This window comes from Exiguobacterium sp. s26, assembly GCF_018618235.1.
GTDB lineage: Bacteria > Bacillota > Bacilli > Exiguobacteriales > Exiguobacteriaceae > Exiguobacterium > Exiguobacterium chiriqhucha.
This window is the reverse complement of sequence record NZ_JACSLS010000008.1, coordinates 1-14,517: the sequence shown is the minus strand read 5'-3', so window position 1 is coordinate 14,517 and position 14,517 is coordinate 1. Positions and strand designations below refer to the sequence as shown.

Genomic DNA, 14,517 nt, shown 5'->3' with positions numbered 1-14,517 from the left:
AAAAGTCGCTCTTGTGAGCGACTTTTTACTGTTCGTAGGCCAATTTCTTTTGCAAGCTCTCTTCACTGAACACCCAGCCAGTGAATGAAGACAACACTTCATTCGATTCTTCGTCGACGATGACGACGGCGACGAACGGATAAATATCTTTCGCGAAATAGCGCAAGTTCGTGAAGCGATACTCGATCATACCGTTGTGACGCGTGACCGTATACGTGTGAATCTTCGAGAATTCGAGGAACGATTGAAGATCCGCATTTTTACGGGCTTCCACGAAGTGAAGGTCATCTTCACCTGGCATCGGCTTGTCACGGAAACGACCGCATTCGATGACCGTTCCTTTTTTCACTTTGACGGCACCTAAACCGTTGCGGAATCGAACGGCGACATGCCAGTCATCCCAACCGATACCTGGCGAGATGAACAGTTCGTGTGCACCAGCGAAGTGACGGGCGACCGTGGCGAGGGCGCGGTTACGCAACTTGAATTGAATCGCATAATAGCTGATGAGGAGCGCAATGAGCAATGCAAAAATCGGGACAGTCGCCCCTGTGATAAGCCATAATACATATGCCCCATAGTAGGCAGAGAACAAATACGGATCAAACGTACCAATGACGCCCCAGCCAATCCATTTTTTCGAAAACGGTTGAAGGGCCTGCGTCCCGTAGGCGTTGAACAAGTCGACCGTAACGTGTAACAACACGGCGATTTGTGCCATGACCCATAATGAAGCGGGGTTGACGCCAAGCGCGAGTCCGATGACGGCGCTGACGATGATCGGCCAGGCGAGTAGTGCGGTTATTCCGTGTGAACGACCGCGGTGCTGGCGTAAATACGTGCTATTTCCTTTTAGTTTGAAGACCGTGTCAAAGTCCGGAGCATGTGAGCCGACGAGCGCCGTCGCTGTCATGGCTAGAAACATTTGTGCGTCGCCTGACACCTCCGGGCTGAGTGTCGCGATTGCACTTAAACCTAGTCCCATCCCAATGTGAGTAGCAGTATCCAATGTGCTTCAGCACCTCCATAAAAGTAGAAAAACCGCATATTTTAATCCACTACATCATACAATATTTTTAAAACGAGGGGAAACAAAATGCTCGATGTTGATAAATTGTTCACAAATTATAATATTCAAGAATTCAACACAAATTTAGTAACGTGGTTCAATCGCGAAAAGCGTGATTTGCCATGGCGTCACGGAAAAAATCCATATCGGGTCTGGGTGAGCGAAGTCATGCTCCAACAGACGCGCGTCGATACCGTTATCCCATACTATAACCGTTTCATGGAGCGGTTCCCGACGATTGAGGCATTGGCAGCGGCCGAACCCGATGAGGTCGTCAAATATTGGGAAGGACTCGGTTATTACTCACGGGTTCGAAACCTTCATCAAGCCGTCCGAGAAGTCGTTGCCGTGTACGACGGGATTGTCCCCGAGGAAAAAGAACGGTTCGAAAAACTGAAAGGTGTCGGACCGTATACGACTGGGGCGGTGTTATCGATTGCCTACAATCAGCCGGAACCGGCCGTCGATGGCAACGTCATGCGCGTCATGTCCCGTCAATTCGGGATTTATGACGACATCGCCGTCCCGAAAACGCGAAAACTGTTCGAGCAAGTCGTGCGCCGACTCATGGACCCGGCGCATGCCTCAGACTTTAACGAAGGCATCATGGAGCTCGGGGCGACGGTATGCACGCCGAAAAACCCGATGTGTTCGCTCTGTCCCGTTCAAGACGATTGTTATGCTTATACCCATAACGTTCAAGATGAACTCCCGGTCAAGACGAAAAAAGGGGCGGCTCGGATTGAGATGTATGATGCGCTCTACTGTCGCCAGGACGGCCGGACCGCATACGTGAAGCGCCCGGATGCCGGTCTTCTCGCTGGAATGTGGCAATATCCGCTTACAGACCGCGGAACGGGGGAACAGTTAAACGGAACCTATATTGGACAAGTGAAACATGTGTTTTCCCATATCGTCTGGTACATCGACCTATACGAGGTCGAGACGCTACCGGACGGCGAGTGGGCTTGGCTCGACGAAGAGGCACGCGACGTGGTGACGGTATCGGTCGCCCAACAAAAATTAGAGCAGATGGCAGGTGCGAAAGATGAGACAGTTTGACGTACGAACACCATTCGACACGTCTGTGGACACATTATGGACGTTGCTTCAAGACGCTTCGCTCTTATCAAAACTGACGTCTTTCCCGAAAGTGACGCTCATTGGGGATGGGGCTTCGGTCGAGGGGAACGTCGTTCAGCTCCGTATCGGGGTCGGGCCGGTCTCTTTGCCTTGGAATAGCGCCATCACATTGGCTGGAGACCGTGCCTTTTGTGATCAAGGCGTGAAGTTGCCGTTTCCGTTCCGTCGTTTCAGTCACGTCCACCGCGTCGAACAAGTGGACGGGCAAGCCGTTATGGTCGATGAGGTCACGTTCGACAGTTACGTGCCGACTGTCCTCGTCGAGTACTTCGTGCTCCGGCCGATGTTCAAAGCGCGAGCCGAGGCATTCCAAAAAACACTAAATTCGTGAAAATAAGAGATTTCCTTTTTCATTGGTTCTGAAAGTCGCTATAATTAAATATGAGAATTGTATAGCATCATAGCGGAAAGGAGGAGCTTATGAGCTTATTTCCCAAAGCAGGTAGCAAGATCGAGATACAGAGCTACAAGCACAACGGAACTTTGCATCGCGTTTGGGAAGAAACGCTCGTCCTTCAGTCGTCAAAAACGGATATGATCGGATTCAATGACCGCATCATGGTCAGTGAGTCAGACGGCCGGCAATGGAGAACACGTGAGCCGGCAATTTGCTACTTTTCATCTGAGTTTTGGTTCAATGTCATCTGCATGATTCGCGAAGATGGGATTTACTACTACTGTAATCTAGGTTCGCCGACAACGTTCGATGGGGCAGAACGTGCCATCAAGTACATCGATTACGATTTGGACATCAAGGTGTTCCCGGATATGTCGTACACGATTTTAGATGAGGATGAATATGAGCGGCATCGTCGCGAGATGAATTATCCGAAAGCGATTGATCGAATCTTGAAACAGAACGTTCAAGAACTTATTAACTGGATTCGAGGACGGAAAGGGCCGTTCAACCCAACATTCGTCGATGAATGGTATCGCGAATACGAAGCACGTTACCGGAGATGATCGCTCATCTCCGCTTTTTTTCTTGAAGGAGGAACTAATGGGTAGTATTAAACGTTATTTACAGTTCGTTAAACCGTATAAGAAACAAATCGCGCTGACCATTGTCGTCGGGATTTTGAAATTTTCCATCCCACTCGGGTTGCCGCTCCTTTATAAATATGTCATCGATAACTATTTGACAGACCCGGAACCGGCGAGGGATTATACCGAGCTCGTCTGGCTGTTCAGCATCGTCTTCTTCGTCTTCCTCGTCTTGAAGCCGCCGATTGAATACTTGCGCCAATATTTGGCGCAATGGGCAGCGACGCGGATTTTGTTCGACGTCCGGAACCGATTGTTCGACCACGTCCAAAAACTATCGCTCCGCTATTATTCGAACAATAAGACGGGACAGATTATCTCGCGCATCATCAACGATGTCGAACAGACGAAAGACTTCGTCATCACCGGCCTGATGAACATTTGGCTCGATATGGTCACGATTTTAATCGCGATCGCCATCATGTACACGATCGATCCGCAATTGACGCTCATCGCCATCTTGCCGCTCCCGTTCTACGCCATCGCCGTCCGCTACTTCTACGGAAGATTGCGCCGGCTTACGCGGGAACGCTCGGCCGCTCTTGCGGACCTTCAAGGTCATTTGACCGAACGCGTCAACGGGATGGCCGTCATCCGCAGCTTCGCCCTCGAACCGTATGAGAACAAGGCGTTCGAAGAACAGAACGGTGGCTTCTTGAAGGCCGCGCTCCGTCATACAGGGTGGAACGCGAAGACGTACGTCGTCGTCTCGACGATTACGGACATCGCCCCGATCTTAATCTTCACATCGGCTTCTTGGCTCGTCCTGCAAGGGGATGTCTCGCTAGGGACACTCGTCGCCTTCATCGCGTATATCGATCGTCTCTACGCACCGCTCGGCCGTCTCGTCAACTCGGCGACGACGCTCACGCAGTCGGTCGCTTCGATGGACCGGGTCTTCGAGTTCCTCGATGAGCCGTATGACATCGAAGAAAAATCGAGTGCGTTCGTTCCCGTGAAAACGGCAGGCGACATCGAACTCGATCAGGTCAGCTTTGCGTACGAGAAAGACGGTACCCGCGCCCTCCGTGACGTCAACCTGCATATTCGCTCTGGAGAGCGGGTTGCGTTCGTTGGCATGTCCGGTGGCGGAAAGTCGACGCTCGTCAGCTTGATTCCACGGTTTTATGACGTCACGTCGGGTAGCATCAAAATTGATGGCACCGACGTCCGTGATTTCAAATTGCGGGCTCTGCGCGATCAAATCGGGATGGTCATGCAAGATTCGGTTCTGTTCAGTGAATCGGTCGCGATGAACATCCGGATGGGGAATCCGGAAGCGAGTGACGAAGATGTGATCGCCGCCGCGAAAGCAGCGAACGCACATGAGTTCATCTCGAACTTGCAGGATGGCTACAATACGCCGGTCGGGGAAAAAGGTGTCAAACTGTCAGGCGGTCAGAAACAACGGCTTGCCATCGCCCGTGTCTTCTTGAAACATCCGCCAATCATTATTCTCGACGAAGCGACGAGTGCGCTGGACCTTGAGAGTGAGGCAATGATTCAGGATTCGCTCGCGCGTTTGACGAAAGGGAGAACGACGCTCATCGTCGCGCACCGATTGTCGACCATCACCGATGCCGATAAGATTGTCGTCGTCGATAACGGACAAATTATGGAGACCGGGACGCATGAAGAACTGATGCGTCGCCGCGGAGCCTATTACGATTTGTATATGATTCAAGATTTGGCAGTCGTCGAATGAGACGCGGCCTCGAGGAGACTCGGGGCCTTTTTTTGTTTTCCTTGACAGTGAGACGGGAATGAAGAAACGACATGCCAAAAGGGGGAGAGTCCAATGATGAACGGGGAAGGTTTAATCACAGTAAAACCGCTTAAGGACGCGCTCGAGCTGACGTGGTCAGTGGAGGGGAAGGTCCGACTTACGCGGAACGGGAAGTATGTGTATGAAGGGACCGACCAGCACTATGTCGACCATGAGACGGCCGTCGGAGAGCAAGTCGCCTATCGTCTCACGGATGAGCAAGGGGAAGTGGCGAAAGTGTATACGGCCGCCGTCGACCCGAGCGATGATTTGTATTGGAATCGACATCTCACATCGGCCGTCGTCGCGTCGACCGGTACCCATCTCCAATGGGATCCGATTCCTGACGTCGAGACGTATGCGATCTATCGACAAGGACGACGAATCGCCGAGGTCGTCGGGAACGCCTATTTGGACGACACACCGCTACACGAACCGACGATGTATGAAGTTCGGGCGCTCCGCCCGGTGAAGCGAGACGCGAAACCGGGGACGCGTCTCATTCACGCTGTCGGCAAAGCAATGTCACTCGCCAAAGAATTGAAGACGGACACGCGGCGCGACAAAGAACTGTTCGTCATGTATTTTCTCGTCAGTCCGCTCCGTCCTGATTTGGAGACGGTCAATCAGATTCAGCTTCGCGTCCAGACGTTCATTCGTCCGCCGATGATTAAAAATCCGAACTTATTGTCGCCTCACCCTTATTTTGAAGGGGATGGACGACCATACAACGTTCATGCGAACGACTATCGGACGCGGACGGAAGTGAAAGTCGAAGGGATGCACGACATTCCGATCGTCTCTATCAAAAAAGATGCCGGAGTGACGCGCGGATACAACGCCCGTCATCAACTAACAGGAGAAGATGTCGCTTCGGTCGATCAAGTGTATCTTGACGATATCGATATTGACCGGGGGCGGACCGCATACCGCTTGCACCATTCGGTCGGCAATCCGCTCGTCATCGCGCCGGACATCAAGTACACGATTGTCGCACAATTGAAGGACACTGCCACGTTCAAACTGTCCGGTAGTCATACGCAATCGCCGCACCATGAAGTGTATCTTCAAGTCGGGGATGCCCCGTGGACGACGATTCACCGGGCCGATGACCTCGGTGTCAGTTTCATGGGCAATCCGATGCCGGAGTGCCATTGGACGTACTTGACGTGTATGGACTAAAAAAACCGTCGACTCATCGAGTCGGCGGTTTTGGTTGTTGATCGAGAAACCGGCTTCGTTCTTCCGGTGTCGGCAGTTTACACGTCTGTTTTTGTCCGAACCATTCGTAACGATGCTTGGCGATGACATCATAGCCGAAGTCGCGAATCGGTTTTGGGACGATTTTCACGAACCGGAGCCATCGCCACATCCCATCCAATCCTTCTGCAATCCGGATGGCCGCGTCGGATTTGATATAAGGCACGCCGTCACGAATCAAGACGATGCTGTCAACCGAGTCGCTGATGCGGTGACGTTCGCGTAACGCTTTCCCAGCGTCGCCTTGAAGCGAGGCAAAGTGGAAATTCCCTGTTGTGTCCCGATTCAGGATGAATTGGACGCTGGCGTCGCAAAAATTACAGTCTCCATCAAACAATACAATGGCTGGCATTTGGTTCGCCTCCTTCACTCTTGCCTGTTTCCGTTCCGGAGTCAGTTCAAACGTCATGCGGCAAGCTGGCGCAGCGATTCCATTTTATAGAGCGAGACGTAATAAAGATACGCCCCGAGCGCCCCGAACAAGAAGATGTAGCCGCTCATGAACACAGGTCCGATGAACGCCCCGACGACGATGCCGGCCGCGGCCACGAGTTTGGCCCCATGGAATGTGAGTCCCCCAAAAGCGAGATACGAGGCGCGACGCTCTGGGTCGAGCAGGTCGACTTGCTTCACTTGGCGGATTGGTGAGTATAGCAACTCGCCGACCGTGAAGACGACGGCCAAGACGGCGAGAATCAGAAATGAGTTCATCGATGTGATGGCCGCATATGCTGTGATATAGAGTGACAAGCCGATGAAGAATACGTATTTCTCCCGGTACCGTTTCACAAAGGTGGTGACGGCGAACGTGATGGCGACGACGAGCAATGTGTTCTCGAGCTGCATGAACGCCATCATCCGGACACCGTCGAACGGCACGCCGATAATCGCACGTTCTTGGAACGATTCGGCCAAATGAACGCCGATATAGTTTGCCATATGAAACTCTGTCGAGAAGACGAGCATGCTACCGAGCACGAAGAGCATCCAGCGTCGGTCATTCAAGGCAATCCGATAGTTTTGAATCACGCCGACGATCGGGTTGGCCGGCGTCGACCGGTTACCTTGATGTGAATCGACGAGATAGCGTTGCAAGACGACCGTTGTGATGGTCAATACGAGCGTCATACCGATAAATAAACCAAACCGGTAGTCGCGATAGAACGCACCGCCGAGCATGACACCGCCGGCGATCGCTAAATTGACGAGCCAATAATCATATACATAAATCGCTTTTCGATTCGATGGTTCCATCGAGTCAATCACAATCGCTTCGAGAGCCGGATAGTTCAAGCCGTTGGCGACGGCATGACCGAAATACAAGATGGCGACGGCGAGTGCCCAGTTGTTCGATGGGTGAATCGCGACTGTCATCCCGATGAAGCAGATAATTTGGACGAGTTGGCCAATCTGTAAGACGTGCTTGCGATTAAAGCGGTCGGAGAAGTACCCACCGAACAAGCCGGTGACATACCCGACGATGACGAATGACGTCATGATGATCCCAGCAGCGATTTTGCCGAGTTCTTCTGAAAAATATAAAGCCATGAATGGAAAGATGGCCGAGCCGACGATGCGGATGAAAAATCCACAGACGAGTCGAAGTCGGACGTTAGTTGGGAAATCTTTGAATTTCATGTGAGCACCTCCTTGTCACTACTTTAAACGTGGACTACACTTGGTAAAAAGAGACAAATTATTTGGACATGTCCACTTTTAGGGGGAATGACATGAATGCAAAACTAGTGGCAATTTATCGCTATGCGTTACAGGCGGACAAAATGGACGTGACACTCCGGCAAGCCGTCGAGGTGGTCGGCTATAGTGAGAAACAAGTGAAGCGCGATATCAAGGCATGGGAGGCGATGGGGTGGGTGACCTATCAAGCCGGCAAAGGGCGCGGCCATGAATCGATGCTTCGTTTTCAGTCGGACTTTGACGAGACGCTTCAGGCGTGGGTCGTAACCTCATTTTCTGAGGCTACGATGGCGCAGGCGGCCAAATGGTTGGAGTGGGATTGGCCACCCGCATTACGGGAACTGATCCAAGCGCGGATTTGGAACCGATTTGGTTTCGAACAGACGGAAGAAGACCGTTTTATTTTCCCGAGGACGCGGACACTCGAGTCACTTGATCCGCTTGATATCCACATCGCGATGGAGGCGTCGTTATCGCGTCACGTCTTCGACCGCCTGTTCGAATGGGACGGGACCACGGTTCAACCGTCGCTGGCCCATCATATGGAGGAGACGCTATTTGGATTTCGCTGTTACATCCGTAAAGGGATCACTTTCCACAACGGGATGACGTTAACGGGCAAAGACGTCGTCTACTCATTGAGCCGACTCTTGGCTCGCGGCAAACAAGTTTGGTTGTTCGCACCGATTGATCGGGTCGACTCGCCCGCACCGTATGTGGTCGACCTCTATACGAAAGCACATCGGGCCTACATCGAGCGCTTGCTTGCTCAAACACCGGCATCCATTACGTATGAAGGAGCAGAAGGGATTGTTGGGACGGGGCCTTTCAAATTGGAGAAACAATCCGACGACGTCGTGCGTTTACGGGCGTTCGAGCGGGGGTTGCGCCCGCGTCCGTCATTGGACGTGGTTGAGTTTGTCACGTTCTCGGAAGCAGATCACGCCAAATGGAGCGCCCGGGACGATCATAGCGTCGTGAAATGGATTGCCGAGGCCGGGGCTCGTTATCTCATGTTCAACTTACAGCACTCCTGGCTGAAAGAAGATATGGCGACGCGACGAGCGATTCAACGGGCGATCGATAAACAAGCGGTCGTCGATTTGGGGGGAGAACGTCATCAAGTGGCCCACGGCTTCTTCCCGGAAACGAGTCGCCCGATTCCACTGGCCGAGCCAAGCGAGAGTTCTAAGTGTCCGCTCCGACTATTACACTTGCCGTTCGACGTGGCGACGGAAGACGCGGCGCTTGTCGCATCACAGTTGCGGGCTGCCGGTTTCACCGTCGAGACGGAGACGTATGCGCTCAGTTGTTTACTGCAAGAGGAGACACTTCGCCGAGCCGATTTGATTTTATGCGGGGAGATGATGAGCGAAGACTTGGATTTGGCGTTTCTCGCCTTTTTGACGAGTGAACTGTCGCTCGTCGGCAAGCTCGTCGCACATGAAACGGACCTCCGAACGATGATGGACCGCTACCGTCAAACCGATATGAGCGCTTGGCCGATGCTCCATCGGGAGGTGGAACGCTATCTGACGGAGGCGGCGCTCGTCATTCCGCTATACCATGTCGAGCGGGAGCGGAGCTTCCCGAGTTTTCTAGGCGACGTGCCGGTCGATATATTCGGACATCCACGCTACGATCAGTTGTGGATCCGACCTTCGGTGTAATCAAAAAGGAGATGCCGCGGCATCTCCTTTTACTTATAGTTGGGCGAAGGCGCGGTTCACCGCAACAATCGTCTCTTCGATATCTGCCTCGCTATGCTCAGTCGTCAAGAACCAAGCCTCATACTTAGAAGGGGCCAAATTGACACCATTCTCGAGCATCAATTTGAAGAAGCGTCCGAACACTTCACCGTCCGACTTCTCGGCTCCCTCATAGTCGGTCACGACCTCGTCCGTGAAGTACACCGTAAGTGCGCCTTTTAGACGGTTCAATGTGATGGTCACGCCGTGTGTTTTAGCGGCTTCACGAATCCCGGCCTCGAGCTGGGCACCGAGCGCGTCAAGCTTTTCATACACACCCGGTTGCTCGAGTACTTCGAGGCAAGCAATCCCTGTTGCCATCGATGCCGGGTTACCGGCCATCGTTCCGGCCTGATAAGCTGGACCGAGCGGAGCGACCGTCTCCATAATTTCAGCTTTACCTCCATAGGCACCAATCGGCAAGCCTCCGCCGATGATTTTCCCTAGGGCGGTCATATCCGGCTCGATGCCATATACTTGCTGGGCACTGCCGTATGTGAAGCGGAACGCCGTGATCACTTCGTCGTAAATAACGAGGGCGCCATGTTCATGGGTGATGTCGTTGATGGCCTGGAGGAATCCAGGTTTCGGCTCGACGATGCCGAAGTTTCCGACAATCGGTTCGACGAGGACACAGGCGATTTGACTGCCCCATTCGCGCATCATGTCTCGGAACGCCTCGACGTCATTGAACGGCACGGTGATGACTTCTTTCGCCGTGGCCCGTGTGACGCCGGCCGAGTCTGGTGAGCCGAGCGTGGCCGGTCCGCTGCCTGCTGCGATGAGCATCAAGTCCGAGTGGCCATGATAGCAACCGCTGAATTTGACGACGAGTTCGCGTCCCGTGTAAGCACGGGCGACACGTACGGTCGTCATGACCGCCTCGGTCCCCGAGTTGGTGAAACGGACCTTATCCATTGACGGGATGGCCGCCTTTAGTTTTTTCGCGAACTCGACTTCAAGCGCATGCGGTGTCCCGTAAAGGAGTCCTTTAGACGAAGCCGCGATTAACGCTTTATGGATATGCGGATGGGCGTGGCCCGTGATAATCGGACCGTACGCCGCCAAATAGTCGATATAACGATTGCCGTCGACGTCATAAAAATAGGCGCCGTCTCCTCGTTCCATATAGACGGGTGCACCTCCGCCGACTGCCTTGAATGAGCGGGAAGGGCTGTTGACCCCGCCGACGATATGCGTCAAGGCGTCGGTATACAAAACGTCTGAATTGTTGCGTGTAGATGATGTTGCCATATGTATTGCCTCCTTTTACAAATTCGCACTTATTGTATCACAGCCGTCAACCGCTTAAGCTCAACGTTTGACGACCGTTCCAGAAATCAGTACACTATTTATAAAGATTACTATGTAAGAAATAGGTTAATTACTACTAACACTTCGAATGAATTCTATAGAAGAAATGAGGGATTGACGTGGGAAGCGAAATGCTTGACCATGCTGTTCAGTCGCTCCGAGAACATGGAGTCAGAATGACGCCTCAGCGCCAGGCCATTTTGGAGTACCTCGTCACGGAGCACAGTCACCCGACAGCGGATGACATTTATAAGGCACTTTCGGCGAGATTTCCGAACATGAGTGTCGCTACCGTCTATAACAACTTGCGCGTCTTTAAAGAAGTCGGTCTCGTCCAAGAGATGAATTACGGAGACGCATCGAGCCGGTTTGATTTCGTGACGTCGCGTCACTACCACATCATCTGTGATGCGTGTGGGAAAGTCGTTGACTTCAACTACCCGGTCCTCGATGAAATCGAATCGGTCGCATCTCAATTGACTGGGTTCAAAGTCGACCGCCATCGTCTCGAAGTATACGGGACATGCCCGGCGTGCCAAGCTGAACAAGCGCATAAACATTAAAAAAACATCCTCTGCCTGAGGATGTTTTTTTATTCGTGTGAATGTGATTGGCGTTTGTTATATTTTTCGTCGAACTCTTTACCTTCGAGCGATTGGTCGATCGTGAGCGGTTCGTCGCAATGCATACATAAGTCGACCCGACCGAGCATCTTTGTCTGTTTCTCACAATTCGGGCAAGTGACGACGATGGCTTTCGTGGATGCCATCCCAATAATAAAGTAGAGCGCTGAACTCGATAACACCATCACGAAGCCGAGCAACATGAAAATAATCATCAGCCATGTGATGCTTTTCGCCAACAGGCCGAGATACATGACCCCGATTCCCGCAAAGACGAGCAACAACGCAAGGTTTCGAGCGCGGTTGATTTTATTCCCCCGTTTTTTCATTTCGTAATCCCTCCATGTCTGTCTTTACTATAGCTCATCTGCTCGATCGTGAGAAGTTCATACAATCGCTGGCAGGAGAATTTTAAAAGAAGGCGAATCATTTTCGTATCAGATTATTGGGTGGACGTTTGAAGTTCATCATATAGAAAGAAGGTATCAAGGTGACTATGGAGTATGCCACACGCACGATCTATTCGGAATATGCAGCCTTGAAGACGACGCTTGGCATCATCGAAGTGAAGAAGAAACGACCACGCGATCCGTTGACCGACCAATCGGACCGGTTGTTGATTGTGATTGAAGCCAAAGAAGAACCGTTCTGGACAGTGAAACACTATCAGGTCGGACAAGAAAAAATCATTCTCCATTTGGTGAGTGATTCGATGATGGACCGCTGGATTTTGATGAACGAGAATCGCCGGGCCATCCACTGGATTGAAGATGGAATGGTGTTGTTTGAACGAAATACGTTTTTATTAGACTTGCGACAACGTCTTCGTAATTTCTCAAACGATGAGCAACGTCTGCAACTATCGCTTGCTTTTGCGAAATTGCTGCGACGCTTTGAAGACGGCCGAAGCTTATTTTTGCAAGAGGAACACCAAGACGCCTTCACCCAAATTCATCATGCCTTGACTCATTTGGCCAGATTATCGGTCTTAGAGGCCGGGATTCATCCTGAAATCGTATTATGGAAACAAGTACGCACACTCGATTTAGAAATATATAAACTCCACGAGGAACTCGTGAGCGGACAAGAGTCGCTTGAACAACGGATTCACTTGGTGATTATCGGAATGGAACATTTGATTCAATCAAAAGTGTTGCCGGGCACGCTTCTGCTACTGCAAACGATGCAACAACGCGACGAACCGTGGCCGTTCTCGGAATTAATGGAACACCCGAACTTGCAAGCATTGAAAGTCGACCTAGGTAGCATCGTCGGGTTCCTTGTCCGCAAAGGATACGTCCGTTCGGTCGCGCGACCGACAAAAGGTGTTGGGGTGGAAGCCATCGCCTATGAGATCGCCTAACTATATAGAAGCGAATGGAGTAGTCGAATCAGATGAAAATCGTCAAGTTTATATTCGGTAGTGTGTTGATTGTGCTTGTGACCGCAGTCATATCGGTCTTTACAGCACTCTTTACGATGGGCAATCCGATTGCAGGAGGACGCCCGATCCTTTGGACAATTTGGTACGTTGCCGCTTTATTAATTCTCATTATGGCGCTATATGACTTCTCGTCGTTAACGAAGGGGCAACTCAAACGAGTCGGATTGATTGGAACCGTGATTGGAGTCGTGTTCTTCGGTTCAGTGAAAGGGTACTACGTGTATACAGAAGGTTTGCGGATTGAAGAACGCGGTGTTGAGTTGTTTGACTATCAACCGTTTAAAGAGGAATCCGATTTAGCTAAGCTCGATGCGCCATCTTCGTTTAAAATCGATTCAAATCTCCCACGCCTCGATGGTGCTACGGCACTCTATCCACTGTATGCGTCTTTTGTCGAAGCGGTTTATCCTTCTGGCGAATATAATCCGTATAGTACGGAGGAGAGTCCTGTCGTCTCGACGACGACGGGAGAAGCGTACGATCGGTTGATTCAAGGGAAGACGGACATCATCTTTGTCGCCGGACCATCAGATCTTCAAGTGGCCGCGGCTAAGAAGGCTGGTGTGGAGTTCAACATGACACCAATCGGGCGCGAAGCGTTTGTCTTCTTTGTACATGAAGACAATCTAGTTGACTCGCTTAAATTAGACGAGATTCAACAAGTGTATGCCGGAGACATCGATAATTGGAGTGAGGTCGGAGGCGAGAATGATCCGATTCGAGCCTTCCAACGTCCAGAAGGAAGCGGGAGCCAGACGGCCTTGCAGCGGGTGATGGGTGATCGTAAATTAATGGCTGCACCCGTTGAAGATGTCCCGGAAGGTATGGGCGGTATTATCGAACAGACGGCCGCATACACAAATCATAAAAATGCGATTGGGTTCTCTTTCCGCTTCTATGCGACCGAGATGGTCGAAGATCACGACATTAAATTACTTCAAGTGAATGGAATCGCTCCAACGGTCGAAACCATCGCTGACGGGACGTATCCGATCACTTCTGAATTTTATGCCATCACGACAGAAGAGAACTATGAAACGCATAAGCCGTTTTTAGATTGGATGACATCTGAAGAAGGGCAGACATTGGTGGAGCGGACGGGCTATGTGCCGCTAGCGAAAGATTGAAGCGTTGGGCCTCATGACGGGGCTCAACCTTTTTTATTTTTTTGTAATATTTCTATTGACGAAGTGGTAAATAGAGATTATAGTTATAAACGTTGTCACAGCAAAAGATTATTTCAGTAAAACAATTTGTGAAAAAAGTTGTTGACGCGGAGATAGACGACGTGATAAATTAATGAAGTCGCCAAGAGCGGCAGACGAACTTTGAAAACTGAACGATGAGGCAAAAAAAGTTTTACAATTTTTGAATGAAGCGCAAGCTTCGTCATTTTTAAAGAGCTATAT

At 51.2% G+C, this 14,517-nt stretch carries 14 protein-coding genes; 9 read left to right on the top strand and 5 right to left on the bottom strand.

Annotated elements, in window-relative coordinates:
- Positions 1-25: 25 nt before the first annotated feature.
- Positions 26-1,009, bottom strand: a complete 984-nt coding sequence (locus KNP82_RS11890) for a metal-dependent hydrolase (RefSeq protein ID WP_029596011.1) — start codon at positions 1,007-1,009, stop codon at positions 26-28.
- A gap of 87 nt (positions 1,010-1,096) precedes the next feature.
- Here KNP82_RS11890 and mutY point away from each other — a divergent pair, with 87 nt between their 5' ends.
- The 5 genes from mutY to KNP82_RS11865 all read left to right on the top strand — a co-directional run bounded on the left by mutY (position 1,097) and on the right by KNP82_RS11865 (position 6,203).
- Positions 1,097-2,131, top strand: coding sequence for an A/G-specific adenine glycosylase (gene mutY, locus KNP82_RS11885; RefSeq protein WP_058765751.1), 1,035 nt, complete (start codon positions 1,097-1,099; stop codon positions 2,129-2,131).
- A complete protein-coding gene (locus KNP82_RS11880) occupies positions 2,118-2,543 on the top strand; it encodes an SRPBCC family protein (RefSeq protein WP_214828139.1) in 426 nt (141 codons plus the stop codon). The genes mutY and KNP82_RS11880 overlap by 14 nt, the downstream gene beginning before the upstream one ends.
- An 89-nt stretch (positions 2,544-2,632) precedes the next feature.
- A complete protein-coding gene (gene ntdP / locus KNP82_RS11875; RefSeq protein WP_021067741.1) occupies positions 2,633-3,175 on the top strand; it encodes a nucleoside tri-diphosphate phosphatase in 543 nt (180 codons plus the stop codon).
- Positions 3,176-3,212: 37 nt separating this feature from the next.
- Positions 3,213-4,961, top strand: coding sequence for an ABC transporter ATP-binding protein (locus KNP82_RS11870; RefSeq protein WP_214828135.1), 1,749 nt, complete (start codon positions 3,213-3,215; stop codon positions 4,959-4,961).
- 93 nt (positions 4,962-5,054) lie between these two features.
- Positions 5,055-6,203 carry a DUF3238 domain-containing protein gene (locus KNP82_RS11865; protein WP_021067739.1) on the top strand — a complete coding sequence of 383 codons (1,149 nt, stop codon included), beginning with the start codon at positions 5,055-5,057 and terminating at the stop codon, positions 6,201-6,203.
- Positions 6,204-6,216: 13 nt separating this feature from the next.
- On the opposite strand, the gene KNP82_RS11860 is transcribed toward KNP82_RS11865, so the two are convergent.
- The gene (locus KNP82_RS11860) at positions 6,217-6,633 is read right to left on the bottom strand and encodes a thiol-disulfide oxidoreductase DCC family protein (protein WP_021067738.1); all 417 of its coding nucleotides are present in this window, start codon (positions 6,631-6,633) and stop codon (positions 6,217-6,219) included.
- A 53-nt stretch (positions 6,634-6,686) separates the two neighbouring features.
- Complete coding sequence (locus KNP82_RS11855; protein WP_214828132.1) at positions 6,687-7,919, bottom strand: MFS transporter; 1,233 nt, start codon at positions 7,917-7,919, stop codon at positions 6,687-6,689.
- A gap of 92 nt (positions 7,920-8,011) precedes the next feature.
- On the opposite strand from KNP82_RS11855, the gene KNP82_RS11850 reads away from it, so the two are divergent.
- Positions 8,012-9,649 carry an ABC transporter substrate-binding protein gene (locus KNP82_RS11850; protein WP_214828129.1) on the top strand — a complete coding sequence of 546 codons (1,638 nt, stop codon included), beginning with the start codon at positions 8,012-8,014 and terminating at the stop codon, positions 9,647-9,649.
- Between the two features lie 33 nt (positions 9,650-9,682).
- On the opposite strand, the gene KNP82_RS11845 is transcribed toward KNP82_RS11850, so the two are convergent.
- Positions 9,683-10,981: a glutamate-1-semialdehyde 2,1-aminomutase gene (locus tag KNP82_RS11845; protein WP_058765757.1), complete on the bottom strand. Its 1,299-nt coding sequence runs from the start codon at positions 10,979-10,981 to the stop codon at positions 9,683-9,685.
- Positions 10,982-11,172: 191 nt separating this feature from the next.
- On the opposite strand from KNP82_RS11845, the gene perR reads away from it, so the two are divergent.
- Positions 11,173-11,604 (top strand): peroxide-responsive transcriptional repressor PerR, encoded by a 432-nt coding sequence (gene perR / locus KNP82_RS11840; protein ID WP_029596002.1) that lies wholly within the window; start codon positions 11,173-11,175, stop codon positions 11,602-11,604.
- A gap of 29 nt (positions 11,605-11,633) precedes the next feature.
- On the opposite strand, the gene KNP82_RS11835 is transcribed toward perR, so the two are convergent.
- Positions 11,634-11,993, bottom strand: coding sequence for a YgzB family protein (locus KNP82_RS11835; RefSeq protein WP_021067733.1), 360 nt, complete (start codon positions 11,991-11,993; stop codon positions 11,634-11,636).
- A 167-nt stretch (positions 11,994-12,160) separates the two neighbouring features.
- Between KNP82_RS11835 and KNP82_RS11830 the strand changes: the two genes are divergently transcribed.
- Together KNP82_RS11830 and KNP82_RS11825 are read left to right on the top strand one after the other, a co-directional pair.
- The gene (locus KNP82_RS11830; protein ID WP_214715624.1) at positions 12,161-13,027 is read left to right on the top strand and encodes a nucleotidyltransferase-like protein; all 867 of its coding nucleotides are present in this window, start codon (positions 12,161-12,163) and stop codon (positions 13,025-13,027) included.
- A gap of 32 nt (positions 13,028-13,059) precedes the next feature.
- Positions 13,060-14,235, top strand: coding sequence for a PstS family phosphate ABC transporter substrate-binding protein (locus KNP82_RS11825; protein ID WP_214828126.1), 1,176 nt, complete (start codon positions 13,060-13,062; stop codon positions 14,233-14,235).
- The last annotated feature ends 282 nt before the right edge of the window (positions 14,236-14,517 follow it).

Excerpts from the sequence above, each read along its gene's own strand:
- KNP82_RS11835 (WP_021067733.1), bottom strand. The coding sequence starts at position 11,993 with ATGAAAAAACGGGGGAATAAAATCAACCGCGCTCGAAACCTTGCGTTG.
- KNP82_RS11850 (WP_214828129.1), top strand. The coding sequence starts at position 8,012 with ATGAATGCAAAACTAGTGGCAATTTATCGCTATGCGTTACAGGCGGAC.
- KNP82_RS11855 (WP_214828132.1), bottom strand. The coding sequence starts at position 7,919 with ATGAAATTCAAAGATTTCCCAACTAACGTCCGACTTCGACTCGTCTGT.
- mutY (WP_058765751.1), top strand. The coding sequence starts at position 1,097 with ATGCTCGATGTTGATAAATTGTTCACAAATTATAATATTCAAGAATTC.
- KNP82_RS11825 (WP_214828126.1), top strand. The coding sequence starts at position 13,060 with ATGAAAATCGTCAAGTTTATATTCGGTAGTGTGTTGATTGTGCTTGTG.
- KNP82_RS11870 (WP_214828135.1), top strand. The coding sequence starts at position 3,213 with ATGGGTAGTATTAAACGTTATTTACAGTTCGTTAAACCGTATAAGAAA.
- KNP82_RS11860 (WP_021067738.1), bottom strand. The coding sequence starts at position 6,633 with ATGCCAGCCATTGTATTGTTTGATGGAGACTGTAATTTTTGCGACGCC.
- KNP82_RS11880 (WP_214828139.1), top strand. The coding sequence starts at position 2,118 with ATGAGACAGTTTGACGTACGAACACCATTCGACACGTCTGTGGACACA.
- KNP82_RS11865 (WP_021067739.1), top strand. The coding sequence starts at position 5,055 with ATGATGAACGGGGAAGGTTTAATCACAGTAAAACCGCTTAAGGACGCG.
- perR (WP_029596002.1), top strand. The coding sequence starts at position 11,173 with ATGCTTGACCATGCTGTTCAGTCGCTCCGAGAACATGGAGTCAGAATG.
- KNP82_RS11830 (WP_214715624.1), top strand. The coding sequence starts at position 12,161 with ATGGAGTATGCCACACGCACGATCTATTCGGAATATGCAGCCTTGAAG.
- ntdP (WP_021067741.1), top strand. The coding sequence starts at position 2,633 with ATGAGCTTATTTCCCAAAGCAGGTAGCAAGATCGAGATACAGAGCTAC.
- KNP82_RS11845 (WP_058765757.1), bottom strand. The coding sequence starts at position 10,981 with ATGGCAACATCATCTACACGCAACAATTCAGACGTTTTGTATACCGAC.